We start from the raw sequence: 14,599 nt of genomic DNA, 5'->3' as shown, positions 1-14,599 counted from the left end.
GTCCCCCCGCCGCCGCACGCAACCCCCGAAGGACCGCCATGATCGAGTTCGACAACGCCTCGGTGACCTACCCGGGCGGGGTCCGCGCCCTGGCCTCCGTGGACCTGCGCATCCCCAAGGGGGAGTTCGTCGTCGTCGTCGGCCTGTCCGGCGCCGGCAAGTCGACGCTCATCCGCACCGTCAACGGACTGGTCCCCCTCACCGACGGCTCCGTCCGCGTCGGCGACAGGAACGTCGGTGCCCAGGGCAGGAAGGAGCGCCGCGCGCTCCGCTCCGACGTCGGCATGATCTTCCAGCACTTCAACCTCGTCCCGCGGATGAGCGTGCTCAACAACGTCCTCGTGGGCCGCCTGCACGCCGTACCCACCTGGCGCTCCCTGGCGGGCTGGTACGGCTCGGCCGACGTGGAGCGCGCCATGAGCGCCCTGGAGCGGGTGGGGATCGTCGACAAGGCCTACATGCGCGCCTCCCAGCTCTCCGGCGGGCAGCAGCAGCGCGTGGGGATCGCCCGCGCCCTGGCCCAGGAGCCCGAGGTCGTCCTCGCCGACGAACCGGTCGCCTCCCTGGACCCGCCCACGGCCCGCGCGGTCATGGCCGACCTGAAGGACATCAACCGGAGCATGGGCATCACCACCCTGGTCAACCTGCACTTCCTCGACCTGGCCACCGACTTCGCCGACCGCATCATCGGCCTGCGCGGCGGCGAACTGGTCTTCGACGGCCCCGTCTCGCAGGTCGACGCCGACGTCTTCTCCCGCATCTACGGGCGCGACCTGACCGCCGACGACGTCCTGGAAGGCCGGGCCGCGCTGTGACCGGGACCGAGGTAGGCGCCCCGCGGACCGAACCCGGACGGCGCCCCCGCAAACCCCCGCCCAGCCCCCTGCTCATCACCGCGGTCGCGGCGGTCGTCCTGATCACCCTCGCAACCGGGGCGGACTGGCGCTACGGCATCGGCTTCTCCCTCACCGAGGTCTGGGAGAACCTCACCCGGCCCAACGCCCCCATGCGCGGCCTGGCCGAGACCGACCTGCTGCGCCTGTTCAGCGAACGGGCGGGGGAGGGGTTCCTGGAGACCCTCCAGATGGCGGTCGTGGCCACCGTCGCCGGGTCCCTGGTCGCCCTGCCGCTGGCGCTGTTCAACTCCACGCTCGGCGCCCCCGACCGGCTCACCTACACCGTCGTCAAACTCGTCACCAACGTCATCCGCGCCATCCCCGAACTGCTGTGGGCCCTGCTGTTCGTGGCGGCGGTCGGTGTCGGTGCGCTGCCCGGCGTGCTCGCGCTGTTCTTCTTCTCCATCGCGGTGGTCACCAAGCTCACCTCCGACACCGTCGACGGGATCGACCCGGGACCGGTGGAGGCCGCCCGTGCCTCGGGGGCCGACCACCTCCAGACACTGCGCTGGGCCGTGGTCCCCCAGATCCTGCCCGCCTACACCTCCTTCACGCTCTACTGCTTCGAGCTGAACCTGCGCTCCTCGGCCGTCCTGGGCTTCGTCGGAGCGGGGGGTATCGGAGCGGTCATCGACTTCCACCGCGGACGCGGCGAATGGGACCAGGTCTGGGGCATCGTCGCGGGCTTCCTGGTGGTGGTCATCGTCATCGAACGGATCTCGGTGCTCCTGCGCAGGAGGCTGCTGTGAACGTGCCCGACACCCGGCAGGAGCGGTTCGACAAGGCGCTCCGCCCCGAGAAGCCCTTCGACCGGTTCCGTCTGGCCGTGACGGTGGTCATCGTCGGCGCTGTGCTGGCAGCCCTGGTCACCACCGACGCCAACTGGGAGCGGTTGCCCGAGGCCCCGGCCCGCCTGTGGGACGTCCTCGTGCTCATGCTGGGCTCCTCCGACCCGTCCGCGATCGGCCGCGCCCTCGAACTCATGTGGGAGTCGGTGGCCATCGCCTGGCTGGGCACCCTGATCGCCGTCCTGATCTCCTTCCCGATCTCGTTCCTGGCCGCGGCCAACATCTCCGGCCGCAGGGTCTCCGCCCTGGCCAGGGTGTTCCTGGCGGTTCCGCGCGCCATCCCCGAGATCATCTTCGCCGTGGCGCTGATCCCGGTCTTCGGTCTGGGGCCGGTGGCCGGAACGGTCGCCATCGGCCTCAGCTCGGTGGGCACCCTGGGACGGCTGTCGGCGGAGATCGTCGAGGACTGCGACCCGGGGCCGGTCGAGGCCTCCACCGCCGCGGGCGCCAACGCCGTGCAGCGGGTCCGCTGGACCGTGGTCCCCCAGGTGATGCCGGAGATCATCGCCTTCTGGCTCTACCGGTTCGAGATCAACATCCGGGCCTCCGCGGTGCTCGGCGTGGTGGGCGCGGGCGGTATCGGCACGATGCTGACCCAGGCCATCCAGTTCCGCGAGTGGGGTCAGGCCGGGGTCGCCCTGATCGTGGTCGTGGTCGCCACCATCGCCATCGACACCGTCTCCGGCCGGGTGCGCCGCCGGATCATCCGGGGCCCCGAGCGCGGCTCCGGCCGCGCCGCCGCACCGGTGCGGACCGCGAACTGACCGCCTCCACGGGCGGAGCGCCCCGGGCACACTCTCCCTGTGCCCGGGGCGCTCCGCTGCGCGAGGGGTCTCACACCGTGAGGTGGACGTGCTCCAGCCCCATCAGGTCGGCGACGGCGCGCACCTCGGCGGCGCGGTGGCCGGTGCCCAGCGCCCAGTGGTGGGCGATGCCGGTCGCGCTCCAGGCGTCGGTCCACTCGCCCGGGTCGCAGCCGAAGTCCACGCGCGAGGTGGTGTTGCCGATCCGCAGCAGTGGGCCCTCGCCCGTCCGCCCCTCGGCGGTGAGCAGGGCGAACGACCCGTCCTTGCGCTGGATGACGCCGAACAGGGTGACCGGGCCGTGCTTGACGTCGAACTCCACCGACACGCCCCAGCCGCGCTTGCCGTGGTAGACACCCAGCCCGCGCAGCAGCGGCTTGCGTGCGCTGATCGCCAGGTGGGCCGGGCCGTCGTGGCCCATCTCTACATGGCCGCGGGTGAAGTCCAGGGCCTGGAGCTCGGTGAAGGAGCCGCCGCCGCCCAGCCGGTCCATCATCAGCATGGCCATGCACGTGCGCAGCTCGTACTCGCCCACGGCCGGGACGCCCCGGGCCGTCAGCAGGGACGCGCCCAGGATCATCCCGGCGCCCAGCCGCTCGTGCAGCTCCCCGGCCAGCCCCCGGTGGTAGTACGACAAGCTGTCCAGGCAGAAGTCCTCCACCAGGCGGTCCAGGCCCACGGCGACCTGGGCGCCCCAGCGGAAGTCGTCCTCCACCACGGAGTCGGTCACCTCGAAGACCTCGCGCGCCTCGGCCAGCTTGGCCGCCACCGCGGCCTCCTCCGGGCCGGGCACGCGCTCGCGCAGGTCGTCGAACTCCAGGATCTCCACGTGCCCGCCGAAGTTGCGGGTGATGAGGGTGGGGTCGGTCGACACGTCCATCATGCCCGGGTACAGGTGCCCCATGAGCCCGTGCCGCGCACTGTCCATGGCCGCCTTCACCCCGGCGGCGCGGATCCAGCGGCCGATGTGCTCCCAGGCGCGCTCGTCCTCCAGGTAGCCCGAGACGGAGCGGAACTCCACGCCCAGCCGCTCGAACATGTTGGCCATCTCCGGCAGCGGGCAGGCGCCGCAGTAGGCCAGCCACTGGCCGGTGTCGAAGCTGGCGTGGTCCATCGACTCGGTGGGCTGGAGGTTGACGAACAGCACCGGAGCCTGGCTGCGCCGGGCGATCGGGGCGATCATCGACGAGGTCAGGTACGTGGTGAGGAAGCAGACGATGAGGTCGCAGTCGGCGGCGCGCAGGCGCTCGGCCGCGGCCGAGCCGTCCCGCTCGTCGGAGACGAACCCGGCGTCGACGACGTCGGCGTCGAATCCGCGCATGCGCTCGGCCACGCGGTCGGCGGAGCGCTGCAACTGCGGCAGCAGGTCCGGGAACTGGGGCCAGTAGGTCCCCAGCCCCCCCGCGACCAGCCCGACGACGGGGCGGGTGCGGCGGGTGGTCGCGGCGGCGGGTTCGGCTGTGGCCGTCATGGTGTGCTCCAAGGGGTCGGGACAGGGATGCCCGCTCAGGCGCGGCGGGCGGAGGTGGAGCCGCGCACGAGCAGTTCGGGGGTGAACCGCAACTGCTCGTGGCGGTGGCCGGGATCGTTCAGCTCAGAGGCGAGCAGGCGCATGGCGGCCCGGCCCAGCTCGTACTTGGGCTGGGCCACCGTCGTCAGACCCGGGTGGACCAGGTCGGCGAAGTCGACGTTGTCGTAGCCGACCACGGAGATGTCGTCGGGTACGCGCAGCCCGCGCTGGCCCAGGCCCTTCATCAGGCCGAGGGCGAGCTGGTCGTTGGCGCAGAACACGGCCGCGGGGCGCTGGCGGGGGCCGCCCGCCAGGACGGCGTCGACGGCCCGCTCGCCCTGTTCGGCGTTGAGCATGGGGCTCTCGACCAGGCGCAGGCAGGCGTCGGGGTCCAGGCCCGCCTCGGTGAAGGCGTCGCGCAGGCCCTGGTGGCGGCGGCGCACCTGTTCGATACCGAAGGGGCCGGTGAGGAAGGTGGCGCGCTCGTGGCCCAGGCCGACGAGGTGGCGCCCGGCGGCCAGCCCTCCGGCGTGGTTGTCGACGGTGACGCTGCACCCGACCGTCTCCGCCACGTCTCCCCGGTCGAGCGCGACCCACGGGGTGCCCTGCCTGCTCAGCCACAGCAGGTCCGACAGGTCGTCGTCGACGGGCATCACCACGGCGCCGGCGGCGCGCTGCTCGGCGAGCAGGCGCGCGTTGCCGTGCTGGCGCTCCCGGGACTCGGCGGAGTTCAGGAGCACGACGGACAGCCCGGAGGCGGCCGCCTCGTCCTCCACGCCGCGTGCGACCTCGGTGAAGAACGGGTTGGTCACGTCCAGGACCAGCAGCCCCACGGAGGCGCTGCGGCCCGACCGCAGGCTGCTGCCGGAGGAGTTGCGCACGTAGTCCAGCTCGGCGATGGCGGCCTCGACCTTGAGCCGGGTGGCCTCGGCGACGCGCTCGGGCCGGTTGAGGACGTTGGAGACGGTGCCGGGTGAGACACCGGCGTGCTTGGCGACCTCGGTGATCCCGACGGGGCGGGTCTGGGCGGGGCCGCCTTCGGGCGGGCTCGGAGCGGTGGTGGACACGTGCGGCACTCCCGGGCGTGCTGGAGGGAAAGGATCGGGCGACGTGGTCGCATGCTACTGATCAGGTCCCCCACATGGGCGATCATCGTCACACTCGGATTGAAACGTGTCAACACGGTGTTTCCGAGAGCAGTGCGACCGGAGCGGGGCGTCCGTGCCGGATGCCCGGTTCCTTACGCGGTGACGGATCCGGCCACCAGCGGGTTCCCCGGAACTCCCCTTGACGTGAGTGTGTGGGGCGTTTAACATCCCTTTCACATTAAAACGTTTTTCGGGACATGGCTAGACCGTAGGGGTCAAGCCGGGAACAGACCCGAAGCACCAGAGGAAGGAGGGCGCACGTGGCGCAGCAGGCGGCACAGGCCCCACCACTGGCGCTGGTCGATGTGACGAAGTCCTTCGGCAGTGTCAGAGCCCTGCGTGGACTGTCCCTCGAACTCCGGGCGGGGGAGATCCACGCCCTCGTCGGCGAGAACGGCGCCGGAAAGTCCACCCTGGTCAAGACCATCGCCGGGGTCCACCGCCCCGACACCGGCCAGGTACTCGTCGACGGCCGGGCGGCCGAGTTCCACGCACCGGCGGACTCCCAGCGGGCCGGGGTCGCGGTGATCTACCAGGAACCCACCCTCTTCCCCGACCTGTCGGTGGCCGAGAACATCTACGTCGGCCGGCAGCCGCGTACCCGCTTCGGCACCATCGACCGGGCCTACATGCGCCAGCGCAGCCGGGAGGCCTTCGCCCGCCTGGGTGTGGACATCGACCCCGACCGGCCCGCGCGCGGGCTGTCCATCGCCGACCAGCAGCTCATCGAGATCGCCAAGGCGATCACCCGTGAGGCGCGCGTGCTCATCATGGACGAGCCCACGGCCGCGCTGTCGGGCGTGGAGGCCGAGCGCCTGTTCAAGGTCGCCCGCTCCCTGCGCGACTCCGGCGCCGCCCTGCTGTTCATCTCGCACCGCTTCGACGAGGTCTTCTCCCTGTGCGACCGGATCACGGTCGTGCGCGACGGCGCCTTCGTCTCCTGCGACCCCACGGCCGACCTGGACGTGGACACCGTCGTGCGCCGCATGGTCGGCCGCGACGTCTCCGACCTCTTCCCCAAGACCGAGACCACCCCCGGGGACACCCTCCTGGAGGTCGAGGGCCTGACCCGCGCGGGCGCCTTCTCGGATGTGTCCTTCACCGTCCGCGCCGGTGAGATCGTCGCCCTGGCCGGGCTCGTGGGCGCCGGACGCAGCGAGGTCATCCGCGCCGTCTTCGGAGTGGACCGCTACGACTCCGGCACGGTCCGCGTGCACGGCGAGCCCCTGGCCCCGGGCAGGGTCAAGGCCGCCATGGACGCCGGCATGGCGCTCGTCCCCGAGGACCGCCGCCAGCAGGGCCTGGTGATGGAGTCCTCCATCGAACGCAACTCCACCTCCACCAGGCGCCGCGCGCTCAGCCGCTTCGGATGGCTCGCCTCCCGCGCCGAGCGCGACTCCGCCCGCCACTGGGGCGAGCGACTCCAGCTCAAGTTCGGCGCGCTCGGCGACACCGTCGGCACCCTGTCCGGCGGCAACCAGCAGAAGGTCGTCCTGGCCAAGTGGCTGTCGACCGAGCCGCGCGTGCTGTTCGTCGATGAGCCCACCCGGGGCATCGACGTCGGCACCAAGTCCGAGGTCCACCGCCTCCTCTCGGAGCTGGCCGGTGAGGGCCTGGCGATCGTCATGGTCTCCAGCGAGCTCCCCGAGGTCCTGGGCATGGCCGACCGCGTCCTGGTCATGCACGAGGGCCGCGTCACCGCCGAACTGGACCGCTCCGAGGCCACCGAGGAGTCCGTCATGTACGCGGCCACCGGCCAGCGCACGGAGGAGGCAGCCTGATGCTCCCCCGAACCGCACCCGTCCCCGACAAGGAGGCGTCGTGACCCTGTCCGACACCGGCGCGCCGCCCGCGCCCCCCGCGGCGCAGGCACCCCCGCCCACCGGCGCGCGCCGCCCGCGCCGCCTCCCGCAGTTCCGCGAACTCGGCGTCCTGCTCGCCGTGGTCGTGCTCATCGCCGCCACCTGGCTGCACAACCCCGGGTTCCTGTCCACCCAGGGCGTCCGCGACCTTTTCCTGGGCGCCACCGTCCTGTCCGTCCTCGCGGTCGGCCAGGCACTCGTCCTCATCACCAAGAACGTCGACCTGTCCGTCGGCTCGGTCATGGGACTGGCCGCCTTCGGCACGGGCACGCTCTTCGTGGCCTTCCCCGGCCTGCCCATGCCCGTCGTCATGGCCGCCGGCGTGGCCATCGGCGCGTTCGCGGGCCTGCTCAACGGCGCGCTGGTCACCACCGTCCGGGTCCCCGCGCTCGTGGTGACCCTGGGCACCATGTACGTCTACCGGGGCTTCAACCACTGGTGGGCCTCCGGCGCCCAGGTCAACGCGGTCGACATGCCCTCCTCCTTCCTGGAGCTGGGCAGGGTCGGCGTCCTGGGGATCCCGCTGCCAGCCCTCGTCGCCATCGCCGTGGTGGCCGTGGTCGGCTTCTACATGTCCCGCTTCCGCTCCGGCCGAGAGATGTACGCGATCGGCTCCAACGTCGACGCCGCGCGCCTGTCCGGCATCCCCGCGGGCCGCCGCGTCCTCACCGCGTTCGTCGTCAACGGCGCACTCGCCGGGCTGGCCGGGGTCCTGTTCACCGCGCGCTACGGCACGGTCGACTCCACCGTCGGCACCGGCATGGAACTCCAGGTCGTCGCCGCGGCCGTCGTCGGCGGCGTCGCCATCGCCGGCGGTGTCGGCACCGTCTTCGGCGCCGCCATCGGCGCGGTCCTCATGACGACCATCACCGCGGCCCTGCCCATCTGGCAGGTCAACGGGTTCTGGCAGGAGGCCGTCGTGGGCGCCCTGATCCTCGCCGCCATCGGCCTGGACCGGGTCCTGGCCGCACGCAACGCCCGCAAGCTTCGAGGAGGAGGTTCCAGTGGCGCCTGAACGCACCACGCAGAACGGGGCCGGCCGGGTCCTGTCGGTCCTGAGGCGGCGTGAGAGCCCCGTACTGGGCGCGCTGGTGATCGTCCTGTTCGTCGCGAGCTTCTTCGTCGAGAACTTCGCGACCGACCGCAACATCAGCTTCCTGTTCCTGAGCATCGCGGCCATCGCCCTGATGGCGCTACCGATGACGCTGATCATCGTCACCGGGGAGATCGACCTCTCGGTGGCCAGCACCCTGGCTCTGACCAGCGCGACCATGGGCGTGCTCTGGGAGATGGGCATCCCGATCCAGACGGCCGTCGTGATCTGTCTGGCGGTCGGCGTGCTCCTGGGCGCCTTCAACGGCGTCCTGGTCACCCTGTGCGGACTGCCGTCCCTGGCCGTGACCATCGGAACCATGGCCCTGTACCGGGGCCTGGCCTACGTCCTGCTGGGCGACCGTGCCGTGGCCAGCTACCCGCGCGACTGGGTCAGCGGTGCCCGCGACCCCTTCCTGGGTATCGAGGGCCTGCCGTGGATCGCGGTGGTCATCGCCGTCCTGGCGGTGCTGTTCGGCGTCCTGCTGCACGCCACCGCCTTCGGCCGCTCCCTGTTCGACATCGGCAACAACGACACCGCCGCCCGCTTCACGGGCGTGTCCGTCCTGTGGACCAAGTTCTGGCTGTTCGTGGCCAGCGGGCTGGTCGCCTCGGCGGCCGGCGTCTTCTGGACGCTGCAGTACGGCACCTCCCGCGCCGACACGGCCATGGGGCTGGAGCTGCAGGTCGTCGCCGCCGTCCTGCTCGGCGGAGTGTCGATCTTCGGCGGCGTCGGCACCATCGTGGGCGTCATGGGCGGTGTGCTCCTGCTGGGCACCATCCGCAACTCCCTCCAACTCTTCGGGCTCACCAGTGAGGTCCTCCAGGTCATCACCGGTCTGATCCTGATCGCCTCGGTCGTCGCACCCAACGTGGTGGCCAAGGCCAAGGAACGGCGCAGACGGCGCGCCGTCGAGAAAGCGTCGGTCACCGTCGCATCCGCGCCCGTTTCCACCAACTGACTCCGGTCAGAACGAACACACGGAGAATCAAGATGAAGCATCCCCTCTTCCGCCGTGCGCTCTTCGCGGCTCCCGCGGCCGCGGTCGTCCTGTTCGCCTCCGCCTGCGGCGGTACGACCATCGACGACGCGCAGGACTCCGAGACCACCGGGCCGACCGGTACGGCCAACCCGGATGCGGAGATCCCCGAGGGCCTGAACATCGACTTCCTGCCCAAGCAGCTCAACAACCCCTACTCCGACATCGTCAACGCCGGCGGTGCGGTGGCCGTCGAGGAGCTGGCCGGAAACTTCACCGAGCGCGGCGGCACCGAGCCCACCGCGGACTCCCAGGTGGAGTACATCAACGCCGCCAGCCAGGCGGGCAGTGACGTCATCGTCATCGCGGCCAACGACCCCGACGCGGTCTGCCCCGCGCTGAACGAGGCCCGTGACAACGGCTCGGCGATCGTCGGCTACGACTCCAACGCCAACTGCACCGACATCTTCGTCAACCAGTCCTCCGACGAGCTCATCGGGACGGCGCTGGTGGAGATGATCTCCGAGCAGATCGGCGGCGAGGGCACCTTCGCCGTCCTGTCCGCCACCCCCAACGCGACGAACCAGAACGCCTGGATCGCCGCGATGGAGGAGGTCATGGCCGAGAACGAGGAGTACGCCGACCTGGAGATGGTCGACGTCGTCTACGGCAACGACGACGACCTGGACTCCTTCCAGAAGATGCAGGGCCTCATGCAGTCCTACCCGGACCTGGACGGCGTCGTCTCCCCGACCACCGTCGGTGTGGCCGCCGCGGCCCGCTACATCAGCGACTCCGAGTACAAGGGCGAGGTCGCCGTCACCGGTCTGGGCACGCCCAACCAGATGTCCCAGTACATCCACGACGGCACCGTCGAGGAGTTCGCCCTGTGGAACCCGAGCGACCTGGGCTACCTGGCGGGCTACGCCGGTGCCGCGCTGAAGGCGGGCCAGATCACCGGTGCCGAGGGTGAGACCTTCCAGGCCGGTGAGCTGGGCGAGTACACCATCGGCGCCGACGGCGAGATCGTGCTCGGCGAGCCGACGCGCTTCAACGCCGACAACGTCGACGACTTCGACTTCTAACGGGTCGACGACCCCTCATGGAGGGGCCCGGGGCGGGCGGGAGCACTCTCGCCCGCCCCGTCCGCGTCCGGGGCGAGCCCCCTGTTCGAAAGGAGCGCCGTGCAGCGCATCTGCTTCACCCTCAAGGTCAAGAAGGACCGCCTCGCCGAGTACAAGGAAGCGCACGCCGCCGTGTGGCCGGAGATGCGTGAGGCGCTCAGCGCCGCCGGCTGGAACAACTACTCGCTGTTCTGCACCGACGAGGGACTGGTCATCGGCTACCTGGAGACCGAGGACTTCGAGGCCGCCCGCGCCGCGATGGAGACCGCCGACGTCAACGCCCGCTGGCAGGCGGAGATGGCGCCCCTGTTTGAGGACATGGACGGCCGCGCCGACGAGAACATGGCCCCGCTGGCGGAGATCTTCCACATCGACTGAGCCGGTCCGCGCGAATGTCGGTGCCGGGCGGTAGACACGGGGGTGCAGTCCCGTCTCCGTGGCCACAGACCGGGAGGATTCCCCGTGGAGCACCCGACCAGTGATGCCGTCCGCACCGGCACCCTCGCCGTCCCCGGCGCGACCCTCTACTACGAGGTGCGCGGGGAGGGGCCGCCGGTCGCGCTCGTGGGCTCCCCGATGGCCGCGGGGCCCTTCGCCCCGCTGGCCGACCTGCTCGCCGCCGACCACACCGTGCTGACCACCGACCCGCGCGGCATCGGCCGCAGCCCGGTCGACGACCCCGTCCGGGGCGTGCCCGTCGCCGTGCGCGCTGACGACCTGGCCCGGCTCCTGGCCCACCTCGATGCCGGTCCGGCCGCCGTCCTGGGGTCCAGCGGCGGTGCCGTCACGGCCCTGGCGCTCGTCCAGGACCGCCCCGAACTCGTGCACACCGTCGTCGCCCACGAGGCGCCCCTGGACGACCTCCTGGAGGACCGCGACAAGCTGCACGCCGCGACCGAGGAGATGGTCGCCCTGCATGGCACCGGCGACGTGGTCGGTGCGTGGCGGCTGTTCATGTCGGTGGCCGGTCTGGACGTGCCGGAGGAGGCACTGGAGCAGATGTTCGGGGGCGAGCGCGACCCCGGTGAGGTCGCCGACGAACGCCGGTTCTTCGCCTTCGACCTGCGGTCGACCACCCGCTGGCGCCCCGACTTCGAGGCGCTGCGCTCCGCGCCGGTGCGCGTGGTGCCCGGCATCGGGGAGGAGTCCGCCGGGCAACTGTGCGACCGCACCTCCATGGCGCTCGCCGCCGGGCTCGGTGTCCGGCCCGCGATGTTCCCCGGAGGGCACAGCGGGTTCTCCGACACCCCCGAGCCGTTCGCCGCCCGCCTGCGCGAGGTCCTGGGGGAGAGGTAGCCCGGGTTCGGTCAAGGGGGCCCCACGCGGGGGCCACACCCGGGTGCGCGAGCGCCGTTCCAGCAGCGGGAAGCCCTGGGGGACGGGGATTCCCGCTCTTTTCCGCACCCCCTGTCGCGGGCGTTTCGTCCGGGTTACCGTGGAACGTATGAGCCTTGAGCTGCCAACCGACCGACTCCTCATCCGGGAGTGGGAGCCGGGCGACGCGGAGGCGGCCCTGCGGATCTACGGGGCCGAGGACGTGGCGCGCTGGCTGACGCCGGAATGGTACCCGGTGACCGGCATCCAGGAGATGCGATCGATTCTGCGGGCGTGGATCGAGGCGAGCCCCAATCTCGTCCCACCCGCGGGCTGCTGGGCGGTGGTACGCCGAGACGACGGCGAACTGGTGGGCGGACTGTCGGTCAAGCAGTTGCCGCCCTTCGACGAGGACTTCGAGCTGACCTGGGCGCTGCGCCCGGACCAGTGGGGCAGGGGCTACGCCACCGAGGCCGGGCGGGCCGTCATCGAGTGGGCGTTCGAGCAGGGGCTGGAGGAGATCTTCGCCGTCGCCCGGCCGGACAACGAACCGGCGATCGCGGTCGCGCGCCGCCTGGGGATGGAGTGGGTGGGCGAGACGGAGAAGTACTACGACATGACCCTCCAGGTGTTCCGGCTGCGCCCCGCCGGCCAGGAGCCCTGAGCCGGCGCACGCGGGTGTCCACGTGTCCTGAGGGGGCGCGGGTCAGAAGTCGGCGCTGCGGCGCCCCACCGCGGCCAGGTCGGCCTCGATCCGCCCGGTGGTCTCCAACAGGGCGGGCAGCAGGTCGCGGTAGACGTTCTCCACGGAGGAGCGGCCCGCGTGCGCGGACACGTTCGCCGCCGCGATCACCCGACCGGAACCGTCGCGGATGGGGGCGGCCAGGGAGCGCAGCCCCGCCTCCAGTTCCTGGTCCACCATCGCGTAGCCCTGTTCGCGCACGCGGTGGATCTCGGCGCGCAGCTCGCCGGGGTCGGTGATGGTGGTCGCGGTCAGCCGACGCAGTTCGGCCCTGGCCAGGAAGGCGTCCAGCTCGTCCCCGTCGAAGCCGGCCAGCAGTACCCGGCCCATGGAGGTGGCCGCGGCGGGGAAGCGGGTGCCCACGGTGATCGCCACGGTCATGATCCGCAGGGTCGCCACGCGCGCGATGTAGACGATGTCGTCGCCGTCCAGGACCGATACCGACACCGATTCCCGGACCCGGGAGGACAGGTCCTCCAGGTGGGGCTGGGCCAGGTCGGGGAGCCCGGCGGAGGCCACGTAGGCGTAGCCCAGGTCCAGGACCCGGGGGGTGAGGGAGAACAGGCGGCCGTCGGTGCGCACGTATCCCAGGTCGACCAGGGTGAGGAGGAAGCGCCGGGCGGCGGCACGGGTGAGGTCGGTCGTGCGGGCGACGTCGCTCAGCGTCATCGACGGATGCTCGGCGGAGAACGCGCGGATCACCGACAGCCCCCGTTCCAGGGACTGCACGAAATGGGTGCCGCGGGCCGGTTCTTCTGCGGGGGGCATGGCGTCTTTCCTGCTCGGGGGCTGGGGCGGATGCTGGTTTCGCAGTGATGCTCCCATACCGTGGACGCGGACGGCACGGGTTCGCCGCTTGACCGCCGATGGGCGGGGTACTACGGTCAAGCTTGCTTGTTCTTCATGCGAACTGGTGTTCATTATACGAACTGAAGGGTGGCGGCGGTAGCCCTCCGGCGGGGTGGATTCCCTTGACTCGGCCACCCCGGGTCCATTTCACCTAACGGCGTTAGGTTAACTGGTGCCCGCCCCGTCGAACCACACCACTCCAGGAGGCCCACGATGACCGACGCCTACGTCCTCGATGCCGTCCGCACCCCCTTCGGCAGGTACGGCGGGGCGCTCTCCGGCGTGCGTCCCGACGACCTCGCCGCGCACGTCGTGCGCTCTCTGGTCGACCGCACCTCCGGTCTGGACCCCGAGAGCATCGACGAGGTCCTCTTCGGCAACGCCAACGGCGCGGGCGAGGAGAACCGCAACGTCGCCCGCATGGCCTCCCTGCTCGCGGGTCTGCCCACCTCCGTGCCCGGTGCCACCGTCAACCGCCTCTGCGGCTCCGGCCTGGAGGCCGCCGTCCAGGGCAGCCGCGCCATCCAGACCGGTGACGCCTCCGTCGTCGTCGCCGGCGGCGTGGAGTCCATGAGCCGCGCCCCCTGGGTCCTGCCCAAGCCCGCCAAGGGCTTCCCGGCCACCAACGCCACCCTGCACTCCACCACCCTGGGCTGGCGCATGGTGAACCCCGAGATGCCCGACCAGTGGACCCTCTCCCTCGGCGAGTGCACCGAGCGCCTCGCCGAGAGCCACGGCATCGGCCGCGAGGAGCAGGACGCCTTCGCCCTGAACAGCCACGCCAAGGCCGCCAAGGCCTGGGCCGACGGGGTCTTCGACGATGAGATCGTCCAGGTCCCCGGTGCCCACCTGGACCGCGACGAGTGCATCCGTGAGACCTCCGCCGACAAGCTCGCCGGACTCAAGCCCGCCTTCCGCAAGGACGGCACCGTCACCGCCGGCAACGCCTCCCCGCTCAACGACGGCGCCGCCGCCCTCCTGCTGGGCGACCTCGCCGCGGCCGAGAACATGGGCGTGCGCCCCCTCGCGCGCATCGTGAGCCGCGGCGTCGCCGGCGTCGACCCCGACGTGTTCGGCATCGGCCCGGTCCGCGCCGCCGAGATCGCGCTCGAACGCGCCGGCATCGGCTGGGGCGACCTGTCGGCCGTCGAACTGAACGAGGCCTTCGCCGCCCAGTCCCTGGCCTGCGTGCGCAGTTGGAAGGGTCTGGACCCCGACATCGTCAACCCCAACGGCGGCGCCATCTCGATCGGTCACCCGCTCGGCGCCTCCGGGGCCCGCGTCCTGGGCTCCCTGGCCCACGCGCTGCGCCGCCGCGGCGGCGGCTGGGGCCTGGCGGCGCTGTGCATCGGCGTCGGTCAGGGCATCGCCGTCGTCCTCCAGGCCTGAGGTGCGCCGAGCCGCGGTGCGGACACGGTGGCAGGACCGCCG

General features: G+C 71.6%; 14 protein-coding genes. 11 read left to right on the top strand and 3 right to left on the bottom strand.

All coding sequences use genetic code 11. The features are described from left to right. The first annotated feature begins 38 nt into the window (after positions 1 to 38). From phnC to phnE (ACFHWE_RS19405), 3 genes are read left to right on the top strand one after another with little or no spacing between them, the layout of a single operon-like run. On the top strand, positions 39 to 815 hold the full coding sequence (gene phnC / locus ACFHWE_RS19415) for a phosphonate ABC transporter ATP-binding protein (RefSeq protein ID WP_416603099.1): 777 nt from the start codon (positions 39 to 41) through the stop codon (positions 813 to 815). Beyond that, the gene (phnE, locus tag ACFHWE_RS19410) at positions 812 to 1,645 is read left to right on the top strand and encodes a phosphonate ABC transporter, permease protein PhnE (protein WP_416603098.1); all 834 of its coding nucleotides are present in this window, start codon (positions 812 to 814) and stop codon (positions 1,643 to 1,645) included. The genes phnC and phnE (ACFHWE_RS19410) overlap by 4 nt, the downstream gene beginning before the upstream one ends. Beyond that, a complete protein-coding gene (gene phnE / locus ACFHWE_RS19405; RefSeq protein ID WP_416603097.1) occupies positions 1,642 to 2,508 on the top strand; it encodes a phosphonate ABC transporter, permease protein PhnE in 867 nt (288 codons plus the stop codon). Before phnE (ACFHWE_RS19410) ends, phnE (ACFHWE_RS19405) begins: the two co-directional genes overlap by 4 nt. A 70-nt stretch (positions 2,509 to 2,578) precedes the next feature. Here phnE (ACFHWE_RS19405) and ACFHWE_RS19400 read toward each other — a convergent pair whose 3' ends face one another. After that, the gene (locus tag ACFHWE_RS19400) at positions 2,579 to 4,018 is read right to left on the bottom strand and encodes an arabinose isomerase (RefSeq protein ID WP_416603096.1); all 1,440 of its coding nucleotides are present in this window, start codon (positions 4,016 to 4,018) and stop codon (positions 2,579 to 2,581) included. Between the two features lie 35 nt (positions 4,019 to 4,053). Further along, positions 4,054 to 5,124, bottom strand: coding sequence for a LacI family DNA-binding transcriptional regulator (locus ACFHWE_RS19395; protein ID WP_416603095.1), 1,071 nt, complete (start codon positions 5,122 to 5,124; stop codon positions 4,054 to 4,056). A gap of 341 nt (positions 5,125 to 5,465) precedes the next feature. Here ACFHWE_RS19395 and ACFHWE_RS19390 point away from each other — a divergent pair, with 341 nt between their 5' ends. From ACFHWE_RS19390 to ACFHWE_RS19360, 7 genes are all read left to right on the top strand, one after another. Further along, the gene (locus ACFHWE_RS19390) at positions 5,466 to 6,986 is read left to right on the top strand and encodes a sugar ABC transporter ATP-binding protein (RefSeq protein WP_416603094.1); all 1,521 of its coding nucleotides are present in this window, start codon (positions 5,466 to 5,468) and stop codon (positions 6,984 to 6,986) included. Between the two features lie 46 nt (positions 6,987 to 7,032). After that, positions 7,033 to 8,082, top strand: a complete 1,050-nt coding sequence (locus ACFHWE_RS19385; RefSeq protein WP_416603119.1) for an ABC transporter permease — start codon at positions 7,033 to 7,035, stop codon at positions 8,080 to 8,082. Then, positions 8,072 to 9,121 carry an ABC transporter permease gene (locus ACFHWE_RS19380; protein WP_416603093.1) on the top strand — a complete coding sequence of 350 codons (1,050 nt, stop codon included), beginning with the start codon at positions 8,072 to 8,074 and terminating at the stop codon, positions 9,119 to 9,121. Before ACFHWE_RS19385 ends, ACFHWE_RS19380 begins: the two co-directional genes overlap by 11 nt. 32 nt (positions 9,122 to 9,153) lie before the next feature. Beyond that, positions 9,154 to 10,224 carry a rhamnose ABC transporter substrate-binding protein gene (locus ACFHWE_RS19375; RefSeq protein WP_416603092.1) on the top strand — a complete coding sequence of 357 codons (1,071 nt, stop codon included), beginning with the start codon at positions 9,154 to 9,156 and terminating at the stop codon, positions 10,222 to 10,224. Positions 10,225 to 10,323: 99 nt separating this feature from the next. Further along, a complete protein-coding gene (locus ACFHWE_RS19370; protein WP_416603091.1) occupies positions 10,324 to 10,641 on the top strand; it encodes an L-rhamnose mutarotase in 318 nt (105 codons plus the stop codon). Between the two features lie 84 nt (positions 10,642 to 10,725). Then, complete coding sequence (locus tag ACFHWE_RS19365; RefSeq protein ID WP_416603090.1) at positions 10,726 to 11,559, top strand: alpha/beta fold hydrolase; 834 nt, start codon at positions 10,726 to 10,728, stop codon at positions 11,557 to 11,559. A gap of 148 nt (positions 11,560 to 11,707) precedes the next feature. Then, positions 11,708 to 12,241 (top strand): GNAT family N-acetyltransferase, encoded by a 534-nt coding sequence (locus ACFHWE_RS19360; RefSeq protein WP_416603089.1) that lies wholly within the window; start codon positions 11,708 to 11,710, stop codon positions 12,239 to 12,241. A gap of 42 nt (positions 12,242 to 12,283) precedes the next feature. Here ACFHWE_RS19360 and ACFHWE_RS19355 read toward each other — a convergent pair whose 3' ends face one another. Next, the gene (locus ACFHWE_RS19355) at positions 12,284 to 13,087 is read right to left on the bottom strand and encodes an IclR family transcriptional regulator domain-containing protein (protein WP_416603088.1); all 804 of its coding nucleotides are present in this window, start codon (positions 13,085 to 13,087) and stop codon (positions 12,284 to 12,286) included. A 294-nt stretch (positions 13,088 to 13,381) separates the two neighbouring features. On the opposite strand from ACFHWE_RS19355, the gene ACFHWE_RS19350 reads away from it, so the two are divergent. Further along, complete coding sequence (locus ACFHWE_RS19350; protein ID WP_416603087.1) at positions 13,382 to 14,557, top strand: thiolase family protein; 1,176 nt, start codon at positions 13,382 to 13,384, stop codon at positions 14,555 to 14,557. Positions 14,558 to 14,599 lie beyond the last annotated feature (42 nt).

The organism is Nocardiopsis sp. LOL_012 (assembly GCF_048060475.1).
GTDB lineage: Bacteria > Actinomycetota > Actinomycetes > Streptosporangiales > Streptosporangiaceae > Nocardiopsis.
The sequence above is the reverse complement of the archived record's forward strand: the minus strand, read 5'-3'. Positions and strand labels throughout refer to the sequence as shown.